This is a genomic window from Pseudomonas sp. ICMP 3272 (assembly GCF_001466905.1).
Classification (GTDB): Bacteria; Pseudomonadota; Gammaproteobacteria; order Pseudomonadales; family Pseudomonadaceae; genus Aquipseudomonas; species Aquipseudomonas amygdali.
Genome location: NZ_LKEK01000024.1, coordinates 113,304 through 135,900 on the forward strand (window position 1 = coordinate 113,304; position 22,597 = coordinate 135,900).

22 protein-coding genes are annotated in these 22,597 nt (G+C 55.7%); 5 read left to right on the plus strand and 17 right to left on the minus strand.

Annotation, left to right across the window (positions count from 1 at the left end; translation table 11 throughout):
• Window positions 1–7: 7 nt before the first annotated feature.
• The 14 genes from AO068_RS03620 to rpmH form a co-directional block, all read right to left on the minus strand.
• Window positions 8–544: a F0F1 ATP synthase subunit delta gene (locus AO068_RS03620; RefSeq protein ID WP_003315956.1), complete on the minus strand. Its 537-nt coding sequence runs from the start codon at window positions 542–544 to the stop codon at window positions 8–10.
• Window positions 545–556: 12 nt separating this feature from the next.
• Window positions 557–1,027, minus strand: a complete 471-nt coding sequence (locus AO068_RS03625) for a F0F1 ATP synthase subunit B (RefSeq protein WP_002555986.1) — start codon at window positions 1,025–1,027, stop codon at window positions 557–559.
• A gap of 57 nt (window positions 1,028–1,084) precedes the next feature.
• Window positions 1,085–1,342: a F0F1 ATP synthase subunit C gene (gene atpE / locus AO068_RS03630; RefSeq protein WP_002555987.1), complete on the minus strand. Its 258-nt coding sequence runs from the start codon at window positions 1,340–1,342 to the stop codon at window positions 1,085–1,087.
• 137 nt (window positions 1,343–1,479) lie between these two features.
• The gene (gene atpB / locus AO068_RS03635) at window positions 1,480–2,349 is read right to left on the minus strand and encodes a F0F1 ATP synthase subunit A (RefSeq protein WP_002555988.1); all 870 of its coding nucleotides are present in this window, start codon (window positions 2,347–2,349) and stop codon (window positions 1,480–1,482) included.
• Between the two features lie 16 nt (window positions 2,350–2,365).
• Window positions 2,366–2,773, minus strand: a complete 408-nt coding sequence (locus AO068_RS03640) for a F0F1 ATP synthase subunit I (protein WP_002555989.1) — start codon at window positions 2,771–2,773, stop codon at window positions 2,366–2,368.
• 146 nt (window positions 2,774–2,919) lie between these two features.
• Window positions 2,920–3,792 carry a ParB/RepB/Spo0J family partition protein gene (locus tag AO068_RS03645; protein ID WP_002555990.1) on the minus strand — a complete coding sequence of 291 codons (873 nt, stop codon included), beginning with the start codon at window positions 3,790–3,792 and terminating at the stop codon, window positions 2,920–2,922.
• Window positions 3,793–3,801: 9 nt separating this feature from the next.
• On the minus strand, window positions 3,802–4,593 hold the full coding sequence (locus AO068_RS03650; RefSeq protein ID WP_002555991.1) for a ParA family protein: 792 nt from the start codon (window positions 4,591–4,593) through the stop codon (window positions 3,802–3,804).
• A gap of 18 nt (window positions 4,594–4,611) precedes the next feature.
• On the minus strand, window positions 4,612–5,256 hold the full coding sequence (gene rsmG, locus AO068_RS03655) for a 16S rRNA (guanine(527)-N(7))-methyltransferase RsmG (RefSeq protein ID WP_002555992.1): 645 nt from the start codon (window positions 5,254–5,256) through the stop codon (window positions 4,612–4,614).
• The gene (mnmG, locus tag AO068_RS03660; RefSeq protein ID WP_058407701.1) at window positions 5,253–7,145 is read right to left on the minus strand and encodes a tRNA uridine-5-carboxymethylaminomethyl(34) synthesis enzyme MnmG; all 1,893 of its coding nucleotides are present in this window, start codon (window positions 7,143–7,145) and stop codon (window positions 5,253–5,255) included. The genes rsmG and mnmG overlap by 4 nt, the downstream gene beginning before the upstream one ends.
• 576 nt (window positions 7,146–7,721) lie before the next feature.
• Window positions 7,722–9,092 (minus strand): tRNA uridine-5-carboxymethylaminomethyl(34) synthesis GTPase MnmE, encoded by a 1,371-nt coding sequence (gene mnmE, locus AO068_RS03665; protein ID WP_058407677.1) that lies wholly within the window; start codon window positions 9,090–9,092, stop codon window positions 7,722–7,724.
• 78 nt (window positions 9,093–9,170) lie between these two features.
• On the minus strand, window positions 9,171–10,862 hold the full coding sequence (yidC, locus tag AO068_RS03670) for a membrane protein insertase YidC (protein ID WP_058402482.1): 1,692 nt from the start codon (window positions 10,860–10,862) through the stop codon (window positions 9,171–9,173).
• A 2-nt stretch (window positions 10,863–10,864) separates the two neighbouring features.
• Window positions 10,865–11,110 (minus strand): membrane protein insertion efficiency factor YidD, encoded by a 246-nt coding sequence (gene yidD, locus AO068_RS03675; protein ID WP_002551313.1) that lies wholly within the window; start codon window positions 11,108–11,110, stop codon window positions 10,865–10,867.
• Window positions 11,103–11,504, minus strand: a complete 402-nt coding sequence (gene rnpA, locus AO068_RS03680; protein ID WP_002551314.1) for a ribonuclease P protein component — start codon at window positions 11,502–11,504, stop codon at window positions 11,103–11,105. The genes yidD and rnpA overlap by 8 nt, the downstream gene beginning before the upstream one ends.
• Window positions 11,505–11,520: 16 nt before the next feature.
• Entirely contained in the window at window positions 11,521–11,655 is a 135-nt protein-coding gene (gene rpmH / locus AO068_RS03685) for a 50S ribosomal protein L34 (RefSeq protein WP_002551315.1), read from the minus strand.
• Between the two features lie 583 nt (window positions 11,656–12,238).
• Between rpmH and dnaA the strand changes: the two genes are divergently transcribed.
• The 5 genes from dnaA to AO068_RS03710 all read left to right on the plus strand — a co-directional run bounded on the left by dnaA (window position 12,239) and on the right by AO068_RS03710 (window position 20,099).
• On the plus strand, window positions 12,239–13,774 hold the full coding sequence (gene dnaA, locus AO068_RS03690) for a chromosomal replication initiator protein DnaA (protein WP_058407678.1): 1,536 nt from the start codon (window positions 12,239–12,241) through the stop codon (window positions 13,772–13,774).
• A 38-nt stretch (window positions 13,775–13,812) separates the two neighbouring features.
• The gene (dnaN, locus tag AO068_RS03695) at window positions 13,813–14,916 is read left to right on the plus strand and encodes a DNA polymerase III subunit beta (protein WP_058407679.1); all 1,104 of its coding nucleotides are present in this window, start codon (window positions 13,813–13,815) and stop codon (window positions 14,914–14,916) included.
• Window positions 14,917–14,938: 22 nt separating this feature from the next.
• Entirely contained in the window at window positions 14,939–16,042 is a 1,104-nt protein-coding gene (recF, locus tag AO068_RS03700) for a DNA replication/repair protein RecF (protein WP_058402481.1), read from the plus strand.
• Window positions 16,043–16,046: 4 nt separating this feature from the next.
• Entirely contained in the window at window positions 16,047–18,464 is a 2,418-nt protein-coding gene (gyrB, locus tag AO068_RS03705) for a DNA topoisomerase (ATP-hydrolyzing) subunit B (RefSeq protein ID WP_044318840.1), read from the plus strand.
• Between the two features lie 309 nt (window positions 18,465–18,773).
• Window positions 18,774–20,099 (plus strand): NAD(P)/FAD-dependent oxidoreductase, encoded by a 1,326-nt coding sequence (locus AO068_RS03710; RefSeq protein ID WP_058407680.1) that lies wholly within the window; start codon window positions 18,774–18,776, stop codon window positions 20,097–20,099.
• Between the two features lie 265 nt (window positions 20,100–20,364).
• Here AO068_RS03710 and AO068_RS03715 read toward each other — a convergent pair whose 3' ends face one another.
• The 3 genes from AO068_RS03715 to gmhB form a co-directional block, all read right to left on the minus strand.
• Complete coding sequence (locus AO068_RS03715) at window positions 20,365–20,850, minus strand: SHOCT domain-containing protein (RefSeq protein ID WP_005756448.1); 486 nt, start codon at window positions 20,848–20,850, stop codon at window positions 20,365–20,367.
• A gap of 360 nt (window positions 20,851–21,210) precedes the next feature.
• Window positions 21,211–21,981, minus strand: coding sequence for a lysophospholipid acyltransferase family protein (locus AO068_RS03720; protein WP_044324730.1), 771 nt, complete (start codon window positions 21,979–21,981; stop codon window positions 21,211–21,213).
• Between the two features lie 57 nt (window positions 21,982–22,038).
• Window positions 22,039–22,593, minus strand: a complete 555-nt coding sequence (gmhB, locus tag AO068_RS03725) for a D-glycero-beta-D-manno-heptose 1,7-bisphosphate 7-phosphatase (RefSeq protein ID WP_044318634.1) — start codon at window positions 22,591–22,593, stop codon at window positions 22,039–22,041.
• Window positions 22,594–22,597 lie beyond the last annotated feature (4 nt).

Consider the following 22,597-nt stretch of genomic DNA (forward strand, 5'->3'; position numbering starts at 1 on the left):
TTCAAACTCAAGATTTCAATGCTTCGGCTAGTTTCGCGATCTTGCCACGAACTGAGCCATCGATAACCAGGTCGCCGGCGCGGATTACGACACCCCCTATGAGAGAGGCATCCTCCGCAGCATGCAGGCGCACTTCCCGGCCGAGCCGTGCACTGAGAACCTTGGCGAGTTTGTCTTGCTGTTCTTGGTTCAATGCGAAAGCACTGGTGACATCCACATCGACCGATTTTTCCTGCTCGGCCTTGTACAGGTCGAACAGTTCGGCGATCTCCGGCAGAAGCGGGAGGCGGTCGTTTTCAGCAACGACGTGAATGAAATTCTGTGCCTTGGCATCGAACTTTTCGCCACACACTTCAATAAAAGTGGTGGCCTTTTGTGCGCTCGTCAGTCGCGGGGCCTTGAGCATGCGCTGCATGGTGTCGTCTTGCGACACCGCAGCAGCCAGGCCGAGCATGGCTGACCAATTGGCCAGCTGCTGGTGGGCCTGCGCGTGCTCGAAGGCCGCCTTCGCGTAAGGTCGGGCCAACGTGGTCAGTTCTGCCATGATCGCCCTCGCTTAAATTTCAGCAGCCAGTTTGTTAACCAGCTCCGCGTGCGCGTTTTGATCGATTGTGGCACCCAGAATCTTCTCTGCGCCATTGACTGCCAGGCTGCCCAACTGGGCGCGCAAGGCGTCTTTGACACCGTTCAGTTCCTGCTCGATCTCGGCCTGAGCCTGGGCCTTCACACGGTCAGCTTCAACGCGTGCCGTTTCACGGGCTTCGTCGACAATCTGAGTACCGCGTTTCTTGGCTTGCTCAATGATTTCAGCTGCTTGAGCCTTAGCTTCGCGCAGTTGTTGACCCGCTTTCTCTTGGGCCAGCTCCAGGTCGCGAGCTGCTCGGGAAGCAGCGTCCAGTCCATCCGCGATCTTCTTCTGACGTTCGTGCAAAGCCGCGATGACCGGAGGCCACACGAACTTCATGCAGAAAATCACAAAAATGAAGAACGCAACGGACTGGCCAATCAGGGTTGCATTAATGTTCACGCCAACACCTCGCTCGTTCGTTGTCCATCACACCAATCAACTCGAAAATTCGAGTGATCAGCCAGCGAGTTGACCAACGAAGGGGTTCGCAAAGGTGAAGAACAGAGCGATACCAACACCGATCATGGTCACGGCGTCGAGCAGGCCCGCAACGATGAACATTTTAACTTGCAGCATTGGAACCATTTCCGGCTGACGCGCAGCGCCTTCCAGGAATTTGCCGCCCAACAGGCCGAAACCGATTGCAGTACCCAGTGCGCCCAGGCCGATCAACAGTGCAACAGCGATAGCGGTTAGACCAACTACAGTTTCCATCTTTCCTCCCGACTTTTACGTCGTATTGGTTAGGTTTTTTTAATTGAAGCGGTAAAACAAAATCGTTTCTACATCGCCCTTGCGGGCACCGTCCCGCCGATGGCGAGACGGTCATCAGACACGTCCTGAGACGAATCTCAATGGTTATCTTCGTGAGCCATCGACAGGTAGACGATGGTCAGCATCATGAAGATGAACGCTTGCAGGGTGATGATCAGGATGTGGAAAACAGCCCACGCCCACTGCAGCACTACACCCAGACCGCTGAGCCACAACAGACCGCTGCCGAACATCACGGCGATCAGAATGAAGACCAGCTCGCCAGCATACATGTTGCCGAACAGACGCAGAGCCAGGGAAATAGGCTTGGCGATCAGCGTCACGAATTCCAGCAGGAAGTTGACCGGGATCAACAGCGCCTGAACGAACAGGTTCTTGCTGCCGAACGGGTGAAGGGTCAGTTCGCCGATGAAACCGCCGATGCCCTTGACCTTGATGCTGTAGAAGATGATCAGTGCGAACACAGACAGGGCCATGCCCAGTGTGGCGTTCGGATCAGTCGTCGGAACGGCACGGAACGGAATGTGCTCGTCGCCCGAGATCAGCATCGCCAGTTGCGGAATCCAGTCCACCGGTACCAGGTCGACCGCGTTCATCAGGAAAACCCAGACGAAAATGGTCAGCGCCAGTGGTGCGATAACCGCGCTGCGGCCGTGGAAGCTGTCTTTCACGCTGCCGTCGACGAAATCGACCAGCACTTCGACGAAGTTCTGCAGCGCGCCAGGCTGACCGGAAGTTGCCTTCTTGGCCGCCATGCGGAAGATCAGAACGAAAATCAGACCCAACGCAACCGACCAGCCGAGGGTATCGACGTGGAAGGCCCAGAAACCCATTTCCTTGGCTTCTGCTGCGGTGTGGGCAAAGCCCCATTCGCCATTGGGCAGGTGCCCGAATGTAAGGTTCTGCAAGTGGTGCTGGATATAGCCCGAAGCTGTTTGCTCTGCCATGGTTGCCTCAAACGCCCTAAGGTCTCGAAAGTCTTGTTCTCGTAAGCAGGGGAGCGAACCAGTTGACCACCTGGATCAACATGAACACACCGAATACCGCCAGCGGTGCCAGTGGCTTCACACCTGCGAACGTCAATGCAAAAAGCACTGCCGTGAAAATCAGTTTGCCTGCCTCGCCGGCGTAGAACGACCGCACGATGGCTTGCGCTGCTCTGGCCCCGGAAAACCGGAATGCCTTGTGAGCAAAGTATAAATTGGGTAGCCAGGCTATCAGGCCTCCGCAGAGTCCCGAATATCCTGCAACGACTCCTTGCCACTGCCACAGCACCAATGCGGCCATGAGCAGCACGATCAATTGAGCCAGCAATAGCGGAAAAACCGCCAGGCGATAGAACGGCAAGCGGTCTGGCATGCGGGATTCCATCGCAACTGCTCCTTTGATGTCGGTCGCCATAATCAATAACTTGGCATAATTTGTGCCGACAAAATGCGCGCAGAGTATAGGGGCGGTTCAGCCCCTATTCAACAGTCGGGTAGTGATTTCCGACTATACGCTACAGAGCAATTGTTTCAGCGGATGTGAGCGAGCACTCCTTGCAGCTCATCCAGCGAGTTGTAACGGATGACCAATTGGCCTTTACCCTTCTGCCCGTGACGAATCTGCACCGCAGAGCCTAAACGCTCGGCCAGACGCTGTTCGAGGCGGCTGATATCAGGGTCGGCCTTGACTGGTTCGGCAGCCTCCGGCTTGCCGCTCAGCCATTGCCTGACCAGTGCTTCAGTCTGGCGCACGGTAAGCCCCCGTGCGACAACATGTCGCGCACCTTCAACCTGCCGATCTTCACTCAGACCGAGCAAGGCACGTGCATGCCCCATTTCCAGGTCGCCGTGGGACAGCATGGTCTTGATGGCTTCAGGCAAGGCAATCAGGCGCAACAGGTTGGCCACACTGACACGCGACTTGCCGACGGCATCCGCCACCTGCTGCTGGGTCAGCTGAAACTCCTGCTGCAGGCGCTGCAGCGCCATGGCCTCCTCGATAGGGTTGAGGTCTTCGCGCTGGATGTTCTCGATCAACGCCATCGCAATCGCGGTTTCGTCCGGAACATCACGGACCATCGCCGGAATCGTCTCGACACCTGCCTGCTGACTGGCACGCCAGCGACGTTCACCGGCGATGATTTCAAAGCGGTTGTCGCCGATAGGCCGAATAACGATCGGCTGCATCACGCCCTGTGACTTGATCGACTGCGCCAGTTCTTCGAGCGCCTGAGGATCCATGTCGCGACGCGGCTGATACTTGCCACGCTGGATAAGGTCCAGCGGCACATGCTGCAACTCACTTGGCGGAGCCTTGACGGCCTGCTCTTCCAGCGAACTGACGGTTGGACTGCTCAGAAGTGCGTCCAACCCACGTCCGAGACCTCGTTTCTTGACGGCCATGGGAATTCCTTAGGTTGGCTGAGCGGTTTTTGCGCCGCGACGTTGACGACGAACCAGTTCACTTGCCAGGGCCAGATAGGCTAGCGCACCGCGAGACGATTTGTCATACGCCAGCACCGGCATGCCGAAACTCGGCGCCTCGGCCAGCCTGATGTTCCTCGGGATCACGGTGTCGTACAACTGCTCGCCGAAATGCTCCTTGAGCTGCGCCGAAACATCGTTGATCAGGCTCAGACGCGGGTCATACATGGTGCGCAGCAAACCTTCGATTTTCAGCTGCGGATTGAGCAGTTCAGCGATGCGCTTGATGTTATCCACAAGGTCGCTGAGACCCTCGAGCGCGAAGTATTCACACTGCATGGGGATAATTACACCGTCTGCCGCGACCAGTGCGTTCAGGGTCAGCATCGACAATGAGGGTGGGCAGTCGATCAGAATGTAATCGTAATTTTCGCGGATCGGCGCCAGCGCATTGCGCAGACGACTCTCTTTCATCTGCATTTCCAGCAGAACCACTTCACCCGCCGTCAGATCACGGTTGGCCGGAAGCAGCTGATACCCGCCGTGTTCGGAAAACTGCATGGCCTCACCCAGATCGCATTCGCCGATCAACAGGTCATAGACCGAGTTTTCCAGATTATGTTTATCCACACCGCTGCCCATGGTCGCATTGCCCTGGGGATCGAGATCGATCAACAGCACACGGCGTTTGGTCGCGACCAGCGACGCAGCGAGGTTGATGCATGTGGTGGTCTTGCCGACCCCACCTTTCTGGTTCGCTATCGCGAATACCTTAGCCATTCTTGCTTGTGTTCCCCGTCATGCCGTGCGGCGCAGTATCAGCAGATGGCGTTGGCCTTGGCAACCCGGAACGGTCAAGGCTTGTGCGCTATCGAGGTGAAAATCCGAGGGCAATGCTACCAGCTCATCATCAGGATGCAGCCCTTTCATTGCCAGCCAACGTGTATTCACGTCACCCATATGGCGAGTCCAGCCCGTGAAGTCTTCGAGGCTGCTGAACGCACGGGAAATGATCCCGTCGAACGGCGCATCAGGCTGATAATTTTCTGCACGGCTGTGGATAACTTCAAGATTATCCAGTTTCAGCTCAAGTTTGACCTGTGTCTGAAACCGGGTCTTCTTGCCGTTGCTGTCCAGCAGCGCCACTTTGCGCTCCGGAAACAGGATGGCCATGGGAATGCCAGGCATCCCACCGCCGCTGCCGACGTCGATCCAGCGTGTACCTTCGATGAAGGGCACCACACTGAGACTGTCGAGCAGATGTCTGGATACCATTTCGTCCGGGTTGCGTACCGCAGTCAGGTTGTAGGCCTTGTTCCACTTGATCAACAACGCCAGATACGCCAGCAATTGCTCGTGCTGCGCCGGACTGAGGTCGATCCCCAATTCCCGGGCACCGGTGGATAACTCTTGGGCGTGTTGCGGGGTGACCATAGAACTCAAGCGCTTTGCTCCAACTGACGGCCCGCGCCGCGTTTTTTCAAATGAATCATCAACAACGAAATAGCCGCCGGCGTAACACCAGGAATGCGCGAAGCCTGTCCGAGTGTTTCTGGCCGAGTTATCCCCAGCTTGCTCTGGATTTCTTTCGACAGGCCGGATATCGCAGCGTAATCGATGTCTTCCGGTAGACGCGTATCTTCACTGGCGCGCAGACGGGCGATTTCGTCCTGCTGGCGATCAATGTAACCGGCGTATTTTGTCTTGATCTCTACCTGCTCGGCGACCTGGGGATCGATGCAGCCCTGGCCAGTGATTGAAATCAGGCTGGCGTAATCGATTTCCGGACGTGTCAGCAGGTTGAGCAAATTGTATTCATGGGTCAGTGGCGTGCCGAAGTGTTTGGCAATCGCATCGCCCTGCTCGGTACCAGGGCGCACCCAAGTACTTTTCAAACGCTGTTCTTCCAGCTCGATGCTTTCACGCTTGGTGCAGAACGCAGCCCAGCGGGCGTCGTCGACCAGACCCAGCTCGCGGCCTTTTTCGGTGAGTCGCAGGTCCGCGTTGTCTTCGCGCAGGATCAAACGGTATTCGGCCCTGGAGGTAAACATCCGGTAAGGTTCTTGGGTACCGAGTGTGATCAGGTCATCGACCAGAACACCGATGTACGCTTCATCGCGACGCGGGCACCAGCTGTCTCGACCCTGTGCGCGCAGCGCGGCATTGGTCCCGGCCAGCAAACCCTGGGCACCGGCCTCTTCGTAACCGGTCGTGCCGTTGATCTGGCCAGCGAAGAACAGACCACCGATGACCTTGGTTTCCAGGCTGTATTTCAGATCACGCGGGTCGAAATAATCGTATTCGATGGCATAACCAGGGCGAACGATATGTGCGTTTTCCATACCGCGAATCGACTGAACGATCTGCAGTTGCACGTCGAATGGCAACGATGTGGAAATGCCGTTCGGGTACAGCTCGTGCGTGGTCAACCCTTCCGGCTCGATGAAAACCTGATGGCTTTGCTTGTCGGCAAACCGGTGGATCTTGTCTTCGATCGACGGGCAGTAACGTGGACCAATACCTTCGATCACGCCCGAATACATCGGCGAGCGATCGAGGTTGGACGCAATGATTTCGTGAGTCCGCGCGTTGGTGTGCGTGATCCAGCAACTGACCTGCGGCGGATGCTGTTCCTTGTTGCCCAGGAACGACATGACCGGAATCGGTGTGTCACCTGGTTGCTCGGTCATCACCGAAAAATCCACAGAACGCCCGTCAATACGTGGCGGGGTTCCGGTTTTCAGGCGGCCGACGCGCAGCTGCAGTTCACGTAGCCGGTGAGCAAGTGCGATCGATGGGGGGTCGCCTGCGCGTCCGCCAGAATAGTTCTGCATGCCGATGTGGATAAGTCCACCCAGAAACGTACCGGTGGTCAACACCACCGAATCGGCAAATATGCGCATACCCATTTGGGTCACTACACCGCGCACCTGATCCTGTTCGACGATCAGGTCATCACAGGCTTGCTGAAATATCCACAGGTTCGGCTGATTTTCCAGGGTTTCACGAATGGCTGCCTTGTACAGCACGCGATCTGCTTGAGCACGAGTAGCCCGTACAGCCGGGCCTTTGCGACTGTTCAGCACACGGAACTGGATACCACCCTTGTCAGTAGCCATGGCCATCGCGCCGCCGAGGGCGTCGATTTCCTTGACCAGGTGACTTTTGCCAATGCCACCGATGGCCGGGTTGCAACTCATCTGGCCGAGTGTTTCCACGTTATGGGTCAGCAGCAGGGTTTTTACACCCATACGTGCCGACGCCAGTGCGGCCTCGGTACCGGCATGACCGCCACCGATGACGATCACTTCAAAACGGGAAGGGAAATCCACCACGCACCTCGTGCCTGTTGTCGATGAGAAATTGGGATAGCTGACAAGTATAGGGACTTACCCCACCTGAATGAAACCCGTTGGACAAAATTTAACCAGCTGTGGAAAACTCGCGGATAAAGAAAATAAAAAGGAAAGAAAGTTTATAAAGCCTTGTTTTTATGTTTATTCTTACTGAGCCACCTTTCTGTGGATAGATCTCTGAAGGCCTTTATTTTCAATGCGTACAGGGAATCAAAAGTCTGTGTTCATGTGGGGATGAGGGGGTTGGATAACCGTCCTGAGCCTGTTGATAAGATAGCCACTTGTCCACAGGGGGATTTATCTTCAGGTTTGCACCCTGCTTACCCACCGAGCTAAAGGGCAGTTATTCACAGGGCTTAATCCACAAAAAACCGGCTCTTCATCAAAAATCAGGCACAGAAAATCCTTCCCTCAGGCATTTCTGTTGGTCAGATTCAGGTGTCGAAGCAAAGTTAAAGGAGGAAAAAGCCGAGTATGTGGATAACACTCCAGCTGAAAGAGGCGTCTCGTGGTACTTGAAGGCATGACCCAGGCCGGGCCATGCCAGAAGGTTTACTTGCCGATGCAGAAGCTGGAGAAGATTCTGCCAAGCAGATCGTCTGAGCTGAATGCACCGGTAATCTCGCCAAGCGCTTGCTGTGCCTGACGCAGATCTTCGGCCAGCAGCTCTCCAGCGCCTGCCAGGGTGAGCTGAGCCCTGCCGTGCTCCAGCGAGTCACTGGCGTGGCGCAGTGCCTCAAGGTGGCGTCGACGTGCGCTGAAGCTGCTTTCAGAGGTTTGCTCGTAGCCCATGCAGGCCTTGAGATGGTCACGCAGCAGTTCAAGCCCCTCGCCCCCTGACCTGGCGCTCAGGCTGATGGTGACATGGCCATCAACGCTGGTTTGTAGATCGACGGGGTCTCCACTCAAATCTGCCTTGTTGCGTATCAGCGTGACTTTCGACGGGTCCTGGCGCTGCTCGAGGAATTCCGGCCACAGTGCGAACGGGTCTGCTGCCTCCGGAGCGGTCGCATCCACCACCAGCAGAATCCGGTCAGCTTCGCCGATGGCCTTGAGTGCGCGCTGCACGCCGATCATTTCCACCTGGTCTTGGGTATCCCGCAGCCCCGCTGTGTCGACGACGTGCAAGGGCATTCCGTCTATGTGGATATGTTCACGCAGTACATCGCGGGTTGTGCCGGCGATCTCGGTGACAATTGCCGCCTCCCTGCCCGCCAAAGCATTCAGCAGACTGGATTTGCCCGCATTGGGGCGTCCGGCAATCACTACGGTCATGCCGTCGCGTAACAGGGCACCCTGCCCGGCTTCACGCAACACTGTGGATAACTCGGCACGTACGTCATCCAGCATGTTCAGAACGTGGCCATCGGCAAGGAAGTCGATTTCCTCTTCCGGGAAGTCGATTGCAGCTTCCACATAGATGCGCAGGCTGATCAATTTCTCGGTCAAGTTATCCACACGCCGCGAAAAAGCACCCTGCAAAGAGCGCAGTGCATTGCGCGCTGCCTGTGCAGAACTCGCCTCGATCAAGTCCGCAATGGCTTCTGCCTGGGCAAGATCGAGTTTGTCATTGAGGAACGCACGCTCACTGAATTCTCCCGGGCGTGCCAGACGGCTACCCAATTGCAGACAGCGCTGCAGCAGCATATCCAGAACGATGGGGCCGCCGTGGCCCTGAAGCTCAAGTACGTCTTCGCCGGTGAACGAGTTGGGTCCCGGAAAATACAGCGCGATCCCCTCATCGAGGGTCTGCCCCGCTTCGTCGACAAAAGGCCCGTAATGCGCAAATCGTGGTTTTGGCACCCGACCGATAATGGCTTCAGCAGCCTTGCCGGCCAAAGGACCTGACACCCGAACGATACCGACACCGCCACGCCCTTGGGCTGTGGCGATGGCGGCAATGGTTTCACGATGAACGTTCATGCTCCGGCTCCCGGACAAATGACGGATAGCAAAACGCCCCACGAGGGGGCGTCTTGTAGAACTTATTCACAGGTTAGATCAGGCAGCTGCTTTCTTGGTAGCTGCTTCGATCTTGCGAGTGATGTAAGCCTGCTGAGCGATCGACAGGGTGTTGTTAACAACCCAGTACAGAACGAGACCGGCAGGGAACCACAGGAAGAAGAACGTGAAGATGATTGGCATCATTTTCATGACCTTGGCCTGCATCGGGTCCGGCGGAGTCGGGTTCAGACGCTGCTGGATGAACATCGTCGCGCCCATGATGATCGGCAGGATGAAGAACGGGTCTTTGATCGACAGGTCGGTTATCCACAGGATCCACGGTGCCTGACGCATTTCCACGCTTTCCAGGAGTACCCAGTACAGCGAAAGGAAAACCGGCATCTGGACAAGAATCGGCAAGCATCCACCCAATGGGTTGATCTTTTCTTTCTTGTACAGCTCCATCATTGCCTGGGACATTTTCTGGCGATCATCGCCATGTTGTTCCTTCAGCAGTGCAAGCTTCGGAGCCACGGCGCGCATGCGTGCCATCGACTTGTAGCTTGCTGCGGACAACGGGAAGAACAGGCCTTTGATCAGCATGGTCAGGACAATGATCGACCAGCCCCAGTTGCCGAGGATGGCGTGGATATGTTGCAGCAGCCAGAAGATAGGCTGGGCAATGAACCACAGGAAACCATAATCGACGGTCAGCTCCAGACCTGGGGATAACTCTTTGAGTACCGCCTGGCTTTTCGGACCTGCATACAGGGTAGCGCTGGTTTCACCTTGTGCACCGGGTGCAACCGACAGAGTCGGGCTGGTGAAGCCGATGATGTAGTTGCCCTGGCTGTCTTTACGGGTCTGAACAGCGTTGGTGGCGTTGTGATCCGGAATCCACGCAGTCACGAAGTAGTGCTGCAGCCATGCAACCCAACCGCCCTGGACAGTTTCCTTGACCTGGCCCTTGTCGATATCTTTCATCGACACTTTCTTGTACGGCTCGGCCGCAGTCCACAGGGCAGCGCCCAGGTAGGTAGCCGTGCCGGTAGCAGTCGTCGAAGAAGGGTCGGAGCTGGCATCGCGCTTTAATTGCGCGAACAGATTACCGGACCAGGGTTGTGCGCTCTGGTTATCCACAACGTAGGTCATGACCAGATCATACAGACCGCGCTTGAACGTGAAGCGCTTGATGTAGTTGACGCCGTTTTCCGAGAATTTCAGATCCACAACCATCGAATCCTGGCCGTCAGCCAGTTGATAAGTCTTTTGTGTGGAGGTGTAAACCGGACGACCGGCAGCGCGTGCATCAGGACCATTGGTCCCGGTCAGGCCGCTTTGTGCCAGAAAAGTACGCTCGCCGCCGTTGTCGAACAACTGAAACGGAACATCAGGACGATCCTGACGACGCGGGTACAGAGGCAAACGAAGCTGAACGACGTCGCCACCCACCGGATCGATCGCCAGATCGAGCACATCGGTCTTGACGTGGATAAGGTCTTTGCTGGCTACGGCCGGAGTTTCAAGAGGTGCTGCAGCCGTATTGGCCGTAGCGCTTGCGCTTGGAACATCGGCACTTGCAGAACCATTAGTACCAGCGGCCGTATCCGGAATACCCGGTGCGGTGGTGCTGGCTGCAACATTCTGGGTCGGCATGGCAGCCTGGCCATAGTCTTGGTTCCATTTCAGAACCCCGACGTAGGTCACGATTGCCAGGGCGACGATCAGGATCGTGCGTTTAATATCCATGATTACTCGGCCATCGAAGAAGAACGGGAGGTGGGGACAGCTGGAACCGGGTCATAACCACCGGGATTCCATGGGTGACAGCGACCCAGGCGACGAATTGACAGCCAGCCACCGCGCAAAAGGCCATGATTTTCGATGGCTTCATACGCGTAGCAGGAGCAACTGGGGTAGAAACGACAGTGACTGGCCATCAGCGGGCTAATGGCATAGCGATAAAACTGGATCGGAACGAGTGCCAGTTTACGCATCTGGACTGTCTACCCCTGCAGGTTCGGATTTTTCTTCCGGAATGGGTCGGCTACGCGCCAGACGTTTCCAGAGCTTGCCGAAATGCTGAATCAGTTCAGGGTTTTCTACGTCACCCAAACCTTTACGCGCGACGATAACGATATCCCAACCGACCAAACTGTCTTGGTGTTGGCGAAATGATTCGCGCATCAGGCGTTTCAAGCGATTGCGCTCGACGGAGAGCTTCACGCTCTTTTTACCTATCACCAGCCCCAGACGGGGATGATCAAGGTCGTTGTTGCGCGCAAGGAGCAGGAGATTTTTCCCCGGAACCTTGCCGGTAGGGGAGTCAAAGACTGCCTTGAAATGCCGGGGAGTCAGCAAACGCTTTTCCCGACTGAAGTCTCGACTCACCTCCTGTGCCGATTTATCAAACTGCCAGACGCTTACGGCCTTTGGCACGACGACGCGAAAGGACTGCGCGGCCGTTTTTGGTGGCCATACGTGCACGGAAACCGTGGGTGCGGGCGCGCTTGATAGTGCTGGGTTGGAAAGTACGTTTCATGGCGTGTTACCTGGTTCGTCCACTACGGGCCGGAATGGCCCCCGTTTTAAGAGACCGGGGATTCTAGAGAAAGGAGGCCCGCAGGTCAATTTCCAACCAGCTTTTCTTCATACGCGTCTTTTATAGGCAATTTTCCTCTGGAACCCGTTTTGGTGCAGTCAGGCTCTGGTCAGTTATAGAAATAAAAAGAAGAGACTATTTAAAGCTTCTTTATAAAGCTTATAACTCTTACGTAGACGCTTTCTGTGGATAAAATCCTGCAGGCCTTGTAATTCAATGTGTACAGCGAAAAGAAAGGTTGTCTAGAAGCGGTGCCTTGCCTGTGCCGCACTGTCGGAAAAGCTGTGCATGGAATGCGGTTTTATCCACAGGCGAGTTATGCACAGAGTTTAGCCCTGACTTATGCAATGGGCTGAAGATGGGTTATCCACAGAGCTCAGGATTTGACCGTTTGTCGTGTGACCACTCTATAAATCGTTGATTTATAGCTGCCTGTGAGCAACCTACATGTGGATAAGTCGTCTGCGGATCGTTACAATGGCGGCTGTTTTTGCCTCACCGGCTTTCAACTCAGGGGATATCCGTGTCAGTGGAACTTTGGCAGCAGTGCGTGGAGCTTTTGCGCGATGAGCTGCCTGCCCAGCAATTCAACACTTGGATCCGTCCGCTACAGGTCGAAGCCGAAGGCGACGAGTTGCGTGTGTACGCACCGAATCGTTTTGTTCTCGATTGGGTCAACGAAAAATACCTCGGCCGTTTGCTGGAGCTTCTGGGCGAGCATGGTCAAGGCATGGCGCCTGCTCTTTCCTTATTAATAGGAAGCAAGCGCAGCTCTGCACCGCGTGCCGCTCCGAATGCGCCATTGGCCGCAGCAGCGTCCCAGGCGCTGTCTGCCAATTCGGTCAGCAGCGTCTCGTCGTCTGCGCCCGCCATGGCTGCTCCGGCTGCTCCTGTCGCGATGCCTGCACCGGCTCAGAACGTTGCAACACACGACGAGCCTTCACGCGACAGCTTCGACCCAATGGCCGGCGCCAGCTCGCAACAGGCACCCGCTCGTGCGGAGCAACGTACCGTGCAGGTTGAAGGCGCGCTCAAGCACACCAGTTACCTGAACCGCACGTTCACGTTCGAGAATTTTGTCGAGGGTAAATCCAACCAGCTGGCGCGTGCTGCAGCCTGGCAGGTTGCCGATAATCCCAAGCACGGTTACAACCCGCTGTTCCTTTACGGTGGCGTAGGTCTCGGTAAAACTCACTTGATGCATGCTGTGGGTAACCACCTGTTGAAGAAGAACCCGAACGCCAAGGTCGTGTACCTGCATTCGGAGCGCTTCGTCGCAGACATGGTCAAGGCCTTACAGCTCAATGCAATCAACGAGTTCAAGCGCTTTTACCGTTCAGTTGATGCACTGCTGATCGATGACATTCAATTTTTTGCTCGCAAGGAACGGTCGCAGGAAGAGTTTTTCCATACGTTCAACGCGCTGCTGGAAGGTGGGCAACAGGTCATTCTGACCAGCGACCGCTATCCGAAAGAAATCGAAGGCCTTGAAGAACGGCTCAAGTCGCGTTTCGGTTGGGGTCTGACGGTTGCTGTCGAGCCTCCGGAGCTTGAAACCCGCGTGGCTATCCTCATGAAGAAAGCGGATCAGGCCAAGGTCGATCTGCCTCATGACGCGGCGTTCTTCATTGCCCAGCGGATTCGCTCCAACGTTCGAGAGCTGGAGGGCGCGCTCAAGCGCGTCATCGCTCACTCGCACTTCATGGGTCGCGACATCACCATCGAACTGATTCGCGAATCGCTGAAAGATTTGCTGGCGTTGCAGGACAAGCTGGTGAGTGTGGATAACATTCAGCGTACTGTCGCCGAGTACTACAAGATCAAGATCTCCGATCTGCTGTCCAAGCGTCGGTCCCGTTCTGTTGCCCGGCCTCGCCAGGTGGCGATGGCGCTTTCCAAGGAACTCACCAACCACAGTCTTCCGGAAATCGGTGACGTATTTGGTGGTCGGGACCATACGACTGTCTTGCACGCCTGCAGAAAGATCAACGAGCTCAAGGAATCCGATGCGGATATCCGCGAGGACTACAAGAACCTGCTGCGCACTCTGACTACGTGATAACGCCAGTGCAGCTTATTAAGGCAAGGGACTAGACCATGCATTTCACCATTCAACGCGAAGCCCTGTTGAAACCCCTGCAATTGGTCGCCGGCGTGGTAGAACGCCGCCAGACCTTGCCGGTTCTTTCCAATGTGCTTCTGGTCGTCGAAGGTCAGCAACTGTCGCTGACCGGTACGGATCTGGAAGTCGAACTGGTTGGCCGCGTCCAGCTGGAAGAGCCCGCAGAACCTGGAGAAATCACGGTTCCTGCGCGTAAGCTCATGGACATTTGCAAAAGCCTGTCCAATGACGCGCTGATCGACATCAAGCTCGATGACTCCAAGCTGATCGTCAAGGCAGGTCGTAGCCGTTTCACTCTGTCCACGTTGCCTGCCAACGATTTCCCGACAGTGGAAGAAGGCCCGGGCTCGCTGACCTTCAATCTGGTGCAGAGCAAGTTGCGCCGCCTGATTGAGCGCACCAGCTTTGCGATGGCTCAGCAGGATGTTCGCTACTACCTCAATGGCATGCTGCTTGAAGTCAGTGCCGGTATTTTGCGGGCGGTCGCCACTGACGGTCACCGTCTGGCGATGTGCTCCATGTCTGCCGATATCGAACATGCCGATCGTCATCAGGTGATCGTCCCGCGCAAAGGTATTCTCGAAATGGCCCGTCTGCTGACCGAGCAGGACGGTATGGTCAGCATCGTTCTGGGGCTGCATCACATCCGGGCGACTACCGGCGAGTTCACCTTCACTTCCAAACTGGTCGATGGCAAATTCCCGGATTACGAGCGCGTGCTGCCTAAAGGTGGCGACAAGCTGGTGCTGGGCGATCGTCAGGCATTGCGCGAAGCGTTCAGTCGCACCGCAATTCTGTCCAACGAGAAGTACCGCGGTATCCGCCTGCAACTGGCCAGTGGTCAATTGAAAATTCAGGCCAACAACCCTGAGCAGGAAGAGGCAGAGGAAGAAATCGGCGTAGAGTACAACGGCGATTCGCTGGAAATAGGTTTTAACGTGAGCTATCTGCTCGACGTGTTGGGCGTGATGACGACCGAGCAGGTGCGCCTGATTCTGTCGGATTCCAATAGCAGCGCCCTGGTGCAAGAGTCCGATAACGACGATTCCGCCTACGTTGTCATGCCGATGCGTCTGTAACTTCATGTCCAGCGCAACCTAGATGTCTCTTAGTCGCGTCTCGGTCACCGGGGTGCGCAATCTGCACCCGGTGACCCTCTCCCCCTCCCCGCGTATCAATATCCTCTACGGCGCTAACGGCAGTGGCAAAACCAGCGTGCTGGAAGCTATCCATCTGCTGGGTATCGCCCGCTCGTTTCGCAGCAGTCGCTTGCTGCCCGTCATTCAATACGAGCAGCCTTCATGTACGGTCTTCGGACAAGTCGATCTCGCGCAAGGTGGTCACAGCAATCTCGGTGTTTCGCGCGACCGACAAGGCGAATTCCAGATTCGTATTGACGGGCAAAATGCGAAAAGTGCCGCTCAGCTTGCTGAAATATTGCCACTGCAGTTGATCAATCCGGACAGCTTCCGATTGCTGGAAGGCGCTCCGAAGATACGCAGGCAGTTTCTGGATTGGGGAGTGTTCCACGTGGAACCTCGTTTCATGGCTACTTGGCAGCGCCTGCAGAAGGCCCTCAAGCAGCGAAACTCGTGGCTTCGGCATGGTACACTTGACGCCGCTTCACAGGCGGCATGGGACCGAGAGCTATGCTCGGCAAGTGACGAAATAGATGAATTCCGTCGCGCCTATATCAAGGCATTGAAGCCCGTCTTTGAACAGACTTTGAGCGAACTTGTTGAGCTTGAAGGTTTGACCCTGAGCTACTACCGAGGATGGGACAAGGAAAAAGAGCTGAGTACAGTGCTCGCCTCTTCCCTGCATCGTGATCAGCAAATGGGCCACACCCAGGCCGGACCACAACGAGCTGACCTGCGCCTTAGATTAGGCGCTCATAACGCGGCGGACATATTGTCTCGCGGTCAGCAAAAGCTGGTGGTCTGCGCATTGCGTATTGCTCAGGGACACCTGGTTAGCCAGGTCCGTCGCGGCCAGTGTATTTACCTGGTAGATGACTTGCCCTCCGAACTGGATGACAACCATCGACGCGCGCTTTGCCGCTTGCTGGAAGAATTACGCTGCCAGGTGTTTATCACCTGTGTAGATCAAGAATTTTTGAGGGAAGGCTGGCAGACGGAAACGCCAGTCGCTTTGTTCCACGTGGAACAAGGCCGTATCACCCAGACCCACGACCATCGGGAGTGATTGCATGAGCGAAAACCAAACGTACGACTCGTCCAGCATTAAGGTGCTGAAAGGACTTGATGCCGTACGCAAGCGTCCCGGAATGTACATCGGTGATACAGACGATGGCAGCGGTCTGCACCACATGGTGTTCGAGGTGGTTGATAACTCGATCGACGAAGCATTGGCAGGCCATTGCGACGACATCAGCATCATCATCCACCCAGACGAATCTATCACCGTGCGCGACAACGGCCGCGGTATTCCGGTAGACGTGCATAAAGAAGAAGGCGTGTCGGCAGCCGAGGTCATCATGACCGTGCTCCACGCTGGCGGCAAGTTCGATGACAACTCCTACAAGGTATCCGGCGGTTTGCACGGTGTAGGTGTGTCGGTTGTTAACGCCCTTTCAGAAATTCTGTTGCTGACGGTTCGTCGCAGCGGCAAGATCTGGGAGCAGACTTACGTGCATGGTGTTCCACAGGAACCGATGAAAATCGTCGGTGAAAGTGACACCACGGGCACCCAGATCCACTTCAAGCCTTCCGCTGAAACGTTCAAGAATATCCACTTCAGCTGGGACATCCTGGCCAAGCGGATTCGCGAACTGTCCTTCCTTAACTCCGGTGTCGGCATTGTCCTCAAGGACGAACGTAGCGGTAAGGAAGAGCTGTTCAAATATGAGGGTGGTCTGCGTGCATTCGTTGAATACCTGAACACCAACAAGACGCCGGTCAATCAGGTGTTCCACTTCAATATTCAACGCGACGACGGCATTGGTGTCGAGATTGCGCTGCAGTGGAACGACAGCTTCAACGAGAACCTGCTGTGCTTCACCAACAACATTCCGCAGCGTGATGGCGGTACTCACCTGGTGGGCTTCCGTTCCGCGTTGACGCGTAACCTGAACAACTACATCGAGCAGGAAGGTCTGGCCAAGAAGCACAAGGTCGCGACCACGGGCGACGATGCGCGTGAAGGTTTGACTGCGATCATTTCGGTCAAAGTACCTGACCCGAAATTCAGCTCGCAGACTAAAGACAAACTGGTTTCTTCTGAAGTCAAAACTGCCGTGGAACAGGAGATGGGCAAGTACTTCTCCGACTTCCTGCTGGAAAACCCGAACGAAGCCAAAGCCGTCGTTGGCAAGATGATCGACGCAGCCCGTGCCCGCGAAGCAGCGCGCAAGGCTCGCGAGATGACTCGCCGCAAAGGTGCGCTGGATATCGCTGGCTTGCCGGGCAAGCTTGCCGACTGCCAAGAGAAGGACCCTGCCCTCTCCGAACTGTACCTGGTGGAAGGGGACTCTGCTGGCGGATCAGCCAAGCAGGGGCGTAACCGTAGAACCCAGGCGATCCTGCCACTCAAGGGCAAGATCCTGAACGTTGAAAAAGCGCGTTTCGACAAAATGATCTCTTCTCAGGAAGTGGGCACTTTGATCACCGCGCTGGGCTGTGGCATCGGCCGTGAAGAGTACAACATCGACAAGTTGCGGTATCACAACATCATCATCATGACCGATGCTGACGTCGACGGCTCGCACATCCGTACCCTGCTGCTGACCTTCTTCTTCCGTCAGTTGCCCGAGCTGATCGAGCGTGGCTACATCTACATCGCTCAGCCGCCGCTGTACAAGGTCAAGAAAGGCAAGCAGGAGCAGTACATCAAGGACGACGAGGCCATGGAAGAATACATGACCCAATCGGCCCTTGAAGACGCCAGCCTGCACCTCAGCGAATCGGCACCGGGCATCTCTGGTACTGCGCTGGAGAAACTGGTCAACGACTTCCGCATGGTCATGAAGACCCTCAAGCGTCTGTCGCGTCTTTATCCACAGGAACTGACCGAACACTTCGTCTACCTGCCGCCGATCACGCTGGAACAACTGTCCGACCACGAGGGCATGCAGGCCTGGCTGGCACTGTTCGACGCGCGTCTGCGTACCGGTGAGAAGTCAGGTCTGGTCTACAAGGCCAGCCTGCGTGAAGACCGTGAACGTAACGTCTGGCTGCCAGAGGTCGAACTGATCTCCCATGGTCTGTCGAACTATGTCACCTTCAACCGTGACTTCTTCGGCAGCAATGACTACAAGACCGTTACCGCTCTGGGACTGCAGATCAGCACGCTTCTGGAAGAAGGTGCCTACGTGCAACGTGGCGAGCGCAAGAAGCCCGTCACCGAGTTCAAGGAAGCCCTCGCCTGGTTGATGGCCGAAAGCACCAAGCGCCACACCATCCAGCGCTACAAGGGTCTTGGTGAGATGAACCCGGACCAACTGTGGGAAACCACCATGGACCCGAGTGTGCGTCGCATGCTGAAAGTGACCATCGAAGACGCCATTGGCGCTGACCAGATCTTCAACACCCTTATGGGTGATGCGGTCGAACCACGCCGTGACTTTATCGAGAGCAATGCGCTGGCAGTGTCCAACCTGGACTTCTGATTCAGTTGTAGCTTCACAGAAAAGCTAGCCGTTATCCCGCAATGGTGATTTCGACTTGATAAGGCCAACCCTGGGGTTGGCCTTTTTCATTTGAGGATCTTCCAGGCCTGTCCTGCGTTGCAACGATCTCATCGACTTGATCACAATGAACGTTGAAGCAATCTGCCGTTTATAGTGGCTAAAACAGTCGATCCGTATGTTTACACAGGAAACTTCGGCGCAGATGATTTCGCTGAGCGATTAACCTGATCAATATCGCAGCCGCTCAAGGCTGCACATATCACTACGATATTGGCAGGAATAGCAAAAATGCCCGCACCTCTGATCCCCGTCGAGACCTCCTCCAAGCTTCCCTTGGAGGCAGATGTAGTTGTCATTGGCGGCGGCATAATAGGCAGCTTCACCGCCTACTACCTCGCCCTGCGCGGCATGAAGGTCGCTCTGGTTGAAAAAGGCCGTATCGGTGCCGAGCAATCGAGTCGTAACTGGGGGTGGTGCCGGCAGCAGAATCGGGATGCCCGGGAGCTGCCGATGGCAACCAAAAGCCTGGACCTGTGGGAGCAGTTTGCCAAGCAGAGCGGTGAGCAGACAGGCTTCACCCGCTGCGGCCTGCTGTACTTGAGCAACGACGAGAAAGAACTGGCGGGATGGGCACGCTGGGGAGAGTTTGCTCGTACCGTAGATGTCCAGACCTACATGTTGACCGCGCAGCAGGCTGCCGAACGCGGCAAGGCTACAGGTAAGCAATGGAAGGGCGGAGTCTATGCGCCTACGGATGGTACTGCCGATCCATCTCGTGCAGCGCCAGCTGTTGCGAGAGCGATCATGGCGCTGGGCGGCACCGTGCATCAGGGTTGCGCTGCTCGGGGTCTGGAAACCGAAGGTGGGCGATTGTCCGCTGTGGTCACTGAGCACGGCACCATTCGTACCCGGCTCGTGGTACTTGCCGGAGGCGCGTGGGCTTCTTCGTTCTGTCGCCAGTACGGTATCAGTTTTCCCCAAGCCACTATTCGCCAGACGGTAATGTCAGTGTCCCCGCCGACCGAAGAGTTAGTGGCGGCGTTGCATACTTCAAATATCTCCATGACTCGCCGCTATGACGGTAGCTATACACTGGCAATCAGCGGCCGTGGACGGGTTGATCCTACGCCGCAGTTATTTGGTTTTGCTACACAGTTCCTGCCCATGTTTCAGCGTCGTTGGCGCAACCTTGCACCGGGAGGCCTGGAAGGCTTGCGCTCAGGCCACGAGGGCCGCGGCAAGTGGCGTCTCGACCAGCCGACACCTATGGAGAAAATGCGCATACTCGATCCCAAGGTCGATACCTCTGCGGTGGAGTTGACCTACAAGCGTGCGGTGGCGACGGTCCCCGCTCTCAAACAATCGTCGGTCACTGCTGCTTGGGCTGGTTATGTCGACAGCACACCTGATGGTGTGCCCGGGATCGGTGAAATCGCCAGCCTGCCCGGCCTCGTCCTCGCCGCCGGATTCAGTGGCCATGGTTTCGGTATTGGACCAGGAGCAGGTCATCTGATCGCTGACATTGTCAGTGGTGTCGCCCCTATCGTTGACCCTAAACCTTATCACCCAGACCGTTTCCACGGTTCATCTTGGGGTAAGGTGGCAGATTTTTGATTGAAACGACGAGCGGATCCACAGTGACTGCTGTGCTTACATCGGCGTAGTCACCGCGATAACTGTGCGCGCATTGGAACTGAGAAAACTTACGACTGGTGTTCCACGTGGAACACCATGGTTTTGGGATATCAGTGACTATTTTACGCATCAATGGATGCCGGCCACGCCCTTTCAATAACGGACCAGGCAACCGCTCAGTCCTAGCGGAAATTTAACGTCGTGTCCGGAATCAGGTGTCCCCTACCTATAGGCTCGTTACGGTCTACATCCGTGAAAGCAGATCTGCTTTCTTTATCAGAAACTCATCTTCGGTCAGGACGCCTTGGTCCTTTAAGTCGGAGAGTTTTTTCAACATTGCAGGGATGTCCTCTGTCGAAGCCGACGAGGTCTTGGCTGGTTGGTGCGACGCTGCTACTGCCTCCAGAATCATTTTCTTGATCTGCTCAAAATCCGCGTTGCTGCCCTTGCCGAAGAATACGGAATTGTCATCGTTTGCAATATTTGTTGAACCGCCGCGAAAAGCCAGATCACCAGCGTGGATCACTTGGAAGAAAGCTTTATTAAGCAGTGAGGCGGGCTCCAGGCGAATAGCTGAAATGGCTGATATTGGAATATCTTTGTTACCTTTGCCCATGCCTGAGAATTGTCGCAGTGCACCAAACAATCCTGTGCGGCGAATTAGAACCTCAGATCCGGTGAATGTAATCTCGCCGTTAGACCCTTTGGCTGTAAAAGGTAAATTGCTCATCGCCGTACTCCATTACAAAAATGCAAGATTACCTGAAGGTAGGCGTTATGGCAGCAATAAGAGTGGTCCAAGCGCGAGGATTTGAGGGAACGTTGCAGCCAGATTGAACGGGACATGTTCCTCTTCTGCCCTTCCAGAAATATTGGAGCGGTACGTTGGCCTGACTGAAATCGGCTTCGCCCCGTGCGCTAGCCCAAGCAATAAAAAACCGACCTTTTGCAGGTCGGTTTTTGATACATCACCAAAACTTATGCACGTTTTTCCGGTTTTTATAGCCTGAAAAAATATGTATACGAATTAGAGAGTTAGCCAAGGTTTCTGACGGATTTCAGAAAAACCGTACACAGGTTATCCACAAAATCACGCTGGGACTTTTTCAGGGCTTGCTGCCGGTGCAACAGGCGAGCCCATCGCGCGCTGTGCGTCCTCGTTCCAGGCTTGCACACGGTCATTCAACGCAGCAATGGCGCGCGGGCCTGTGCCTTCTGCGTACATCGGTTCGCCAATCACCACCTGAATAGTGCCTGGCTTTTTCGCCCAGCCATCTCGAGGCCAGTATTTGCCAGCGTTATGCGCGATAGGCAGGACTGGCAGATCAGCGTTTACCGCCAACGCAGTACCGCCGCGAGAGAATTTTCCGACTTGGCCATAAGGTACGCGTGTACCCTCCGGGAAGATCAGCACCCAGACGCCATCCTTTAGGAGTTCGTCGCCTTTCTTGGCGATTTCCCGCAGTGCGGCTTTAGGGTTATCACGGTCAATGGCAATGGGGCGCAGCATCGCCATGGCCCAGCCGAAGAACGGCACATACAGCAGTTCACGCTTGAGGACCTGGCTCATCGGCTCGAAGTACGCCGACAGGAAGAAAGTCTCCCAGGTGCTCTGATGGTTGGAGATGATCACGCAGGGGGTTTTCGGTACGTTTTCGGCGCCAGTCACTTCAACCTGGATGTTCAGAAACACCTTGGTCAGCCAGATGGCGCAGCGGCACCAATAGACGTTAATAAAGCGATAGCGGGCTTTGAACGGCAGAAAAGGCGCAATGAAAAAACTCAACGTGCACCACAACAGTGAGCTGGTGCCCAGCAACAGGTAAAAGAAGAAGGTCCTGATTGCCTGCATGATCGACATAGTTACGTTTACCGTACGGGCAGGTGCCCGCTCCTTGAGCGTCCTGAACCTGACGAGCTAATTGTTCAGTGAGGCGCTGTTGTGGATAAGCTCTGCGGCAACCGCCGCCAGATCGTCAAAAATCAACGTGCCTGCTGGCACTCCGTCGTCCATCGTTTTACGACCTTTGCCGGTCATCACCAGCACAGGCTGAGAATCGACGGCCAATGCGGCCTGCAGGTCACCTTTACTGTCGCCCACAAACCAGAGACCTTTGGGGTCTGCTGCGTAATGAAGGGCGATGGCCTTCAGCATGCCGGGTTTAGGCTTGCGGCAGCTACAGCCATCGTCTGGCCCATGCGGGCAATAGACGATCAAACCGACCTCGCCACCCTGCTCTGCCACCAGCTTGCGCAAGCGCGCATGCATGGCATCCAGCGTGGCCAGATCATAATAACCTCGGGCAATGCCCGACTGGTTGGTGGCGACCGCCACCGTCCAGCCGGCCTTGCTCAGATCTGCGATAGCCTCGATCGAGCCGGGAATGGGCACCCACTCCTTCACGGACTTTATGTAAGCATCGGAGTCATGGTTGATGACTCCGTCTCGATCAAGTATCAGCAGTTTCACCATCGAC

Excerpts from the sequence above, each read along its gene's own strand:
- AO068_RS03620 (WP_003315956.1), bottom strand. The coding sequence starts at position 544 with ATGGCAGAACTGACCACGTTGGCCCGACCTTACGCGAAGGCGGCCTTC.
- atpE (WP_002555987.1), bottom strand. The coding sequence starts at position 1,342 with ATGGAAACTGTAGTTGGTCTAACCGCTATCGCTGTTGCACTGTTGATC.
- atpB (WP_002555988.1), bottom strand. The coding sequence starts at position 2,349 with ATGGCAGAGCAAACAGCTTCGGGCTATATCCAGCACCACTTGCAGAAC.
- AO068_RS03640 (WP_002555989.1), bottom strand. The coding sequence starts at position 2,773 with ATGGAATCCCGCATGCCAGACCGCTTGCCGTTCTATCGCCTGGCGGTT.
- AO068_RS03645 (WP_002555990.1), bottom strand. The coding sequence starts at position 3,792 with ATGGCCGTCAAGAAACGAGGTCTCGGACGTGGGTTGGACGCACTTCTG.
- AO068_RS03650 (WP_002555991.1), bottom strand. The coding sequence starts at position 4,593 with ATGGCTAAGGTATTCGCGATAGCGAACCAGAAAGGTGGGGTCGGCAAG.
- mnmE (WP_058407677.1), bottom strand. The coding sequence starts at position 9,092 with ATGAACGTTCATCGTGAAACCATTGCCGCCATCGCCACAGCCCAAGGG.
- yidC (WP_058402482.1), bottom strand. The coding sequence starts at position 10,862 with ATGGATATTAAACGCACGATCCTGATCGTCGCCCTGGCAATCGTGACC.
- yidD (WP_002551313.1), bottom strand. The coding sequence starts at position 11,110 with ATGCGTAAACTGGCACTCGTTCCGATCCAGTTTTATCGCTATGCCATT.
- rpmH (WP_002551315.1), bottom strand. The coding sequence starts at position 11,655 with ATGAAACGTACTTTCCAACCCAGCACTATCAAGCGCGCCCGCACCCAC.
- dnaN (WP_058407679.1), top strand. The coding sequence starts at position 13,813 with ATGCATTTCACCATTCAACGCGAAGCCCTGTTGAAACCCCTGCAATTG.
- recF (WP_058402481.1), top strand. The coding sequence starts at position 14,939 with ATGTCTCTTAGTCGCGTCTCGGTCACCGGGGTGCGCAATCTGCACCCG.
- gyrB (WP_044318840.1), top strand. The coding sequence starts at position 16,047 with ATGAGCGAAAACCAAACGTACGACTCGTCCAGCATTAAGGTGCTGAAA.
- AO068_RS03710 (WP_058407680.1), top strand. The coding sequence starts at position 18,774 with ATGCCCGCACCTCTGATCCCCGTCGAGACCTCCTCCAAGCTTCCCTTG.
- AO068_RS03715 (WP_005756448.1), bottom strand. The coding sequence starts at position 20,850 with ATGAGCAATTTACCTTTTACAGCCAAAGGGTCTAACGGCGAGATTACA.
- AO068_RS03720 (WP_044324730.1), bottom strand. The coding sequence starts at position 21,981 with ATGTCGATCATGCAGGCAATCAGGACCTTCTTCTTTTACCTGTTGCTG.
- gmhB (WP_044318634.1), bottom strand. The coding sequence starts at position 22,593 with ATGGTGAAACTGCTGATACTTGATCGAGACGGAGTCATCAACCATGAC.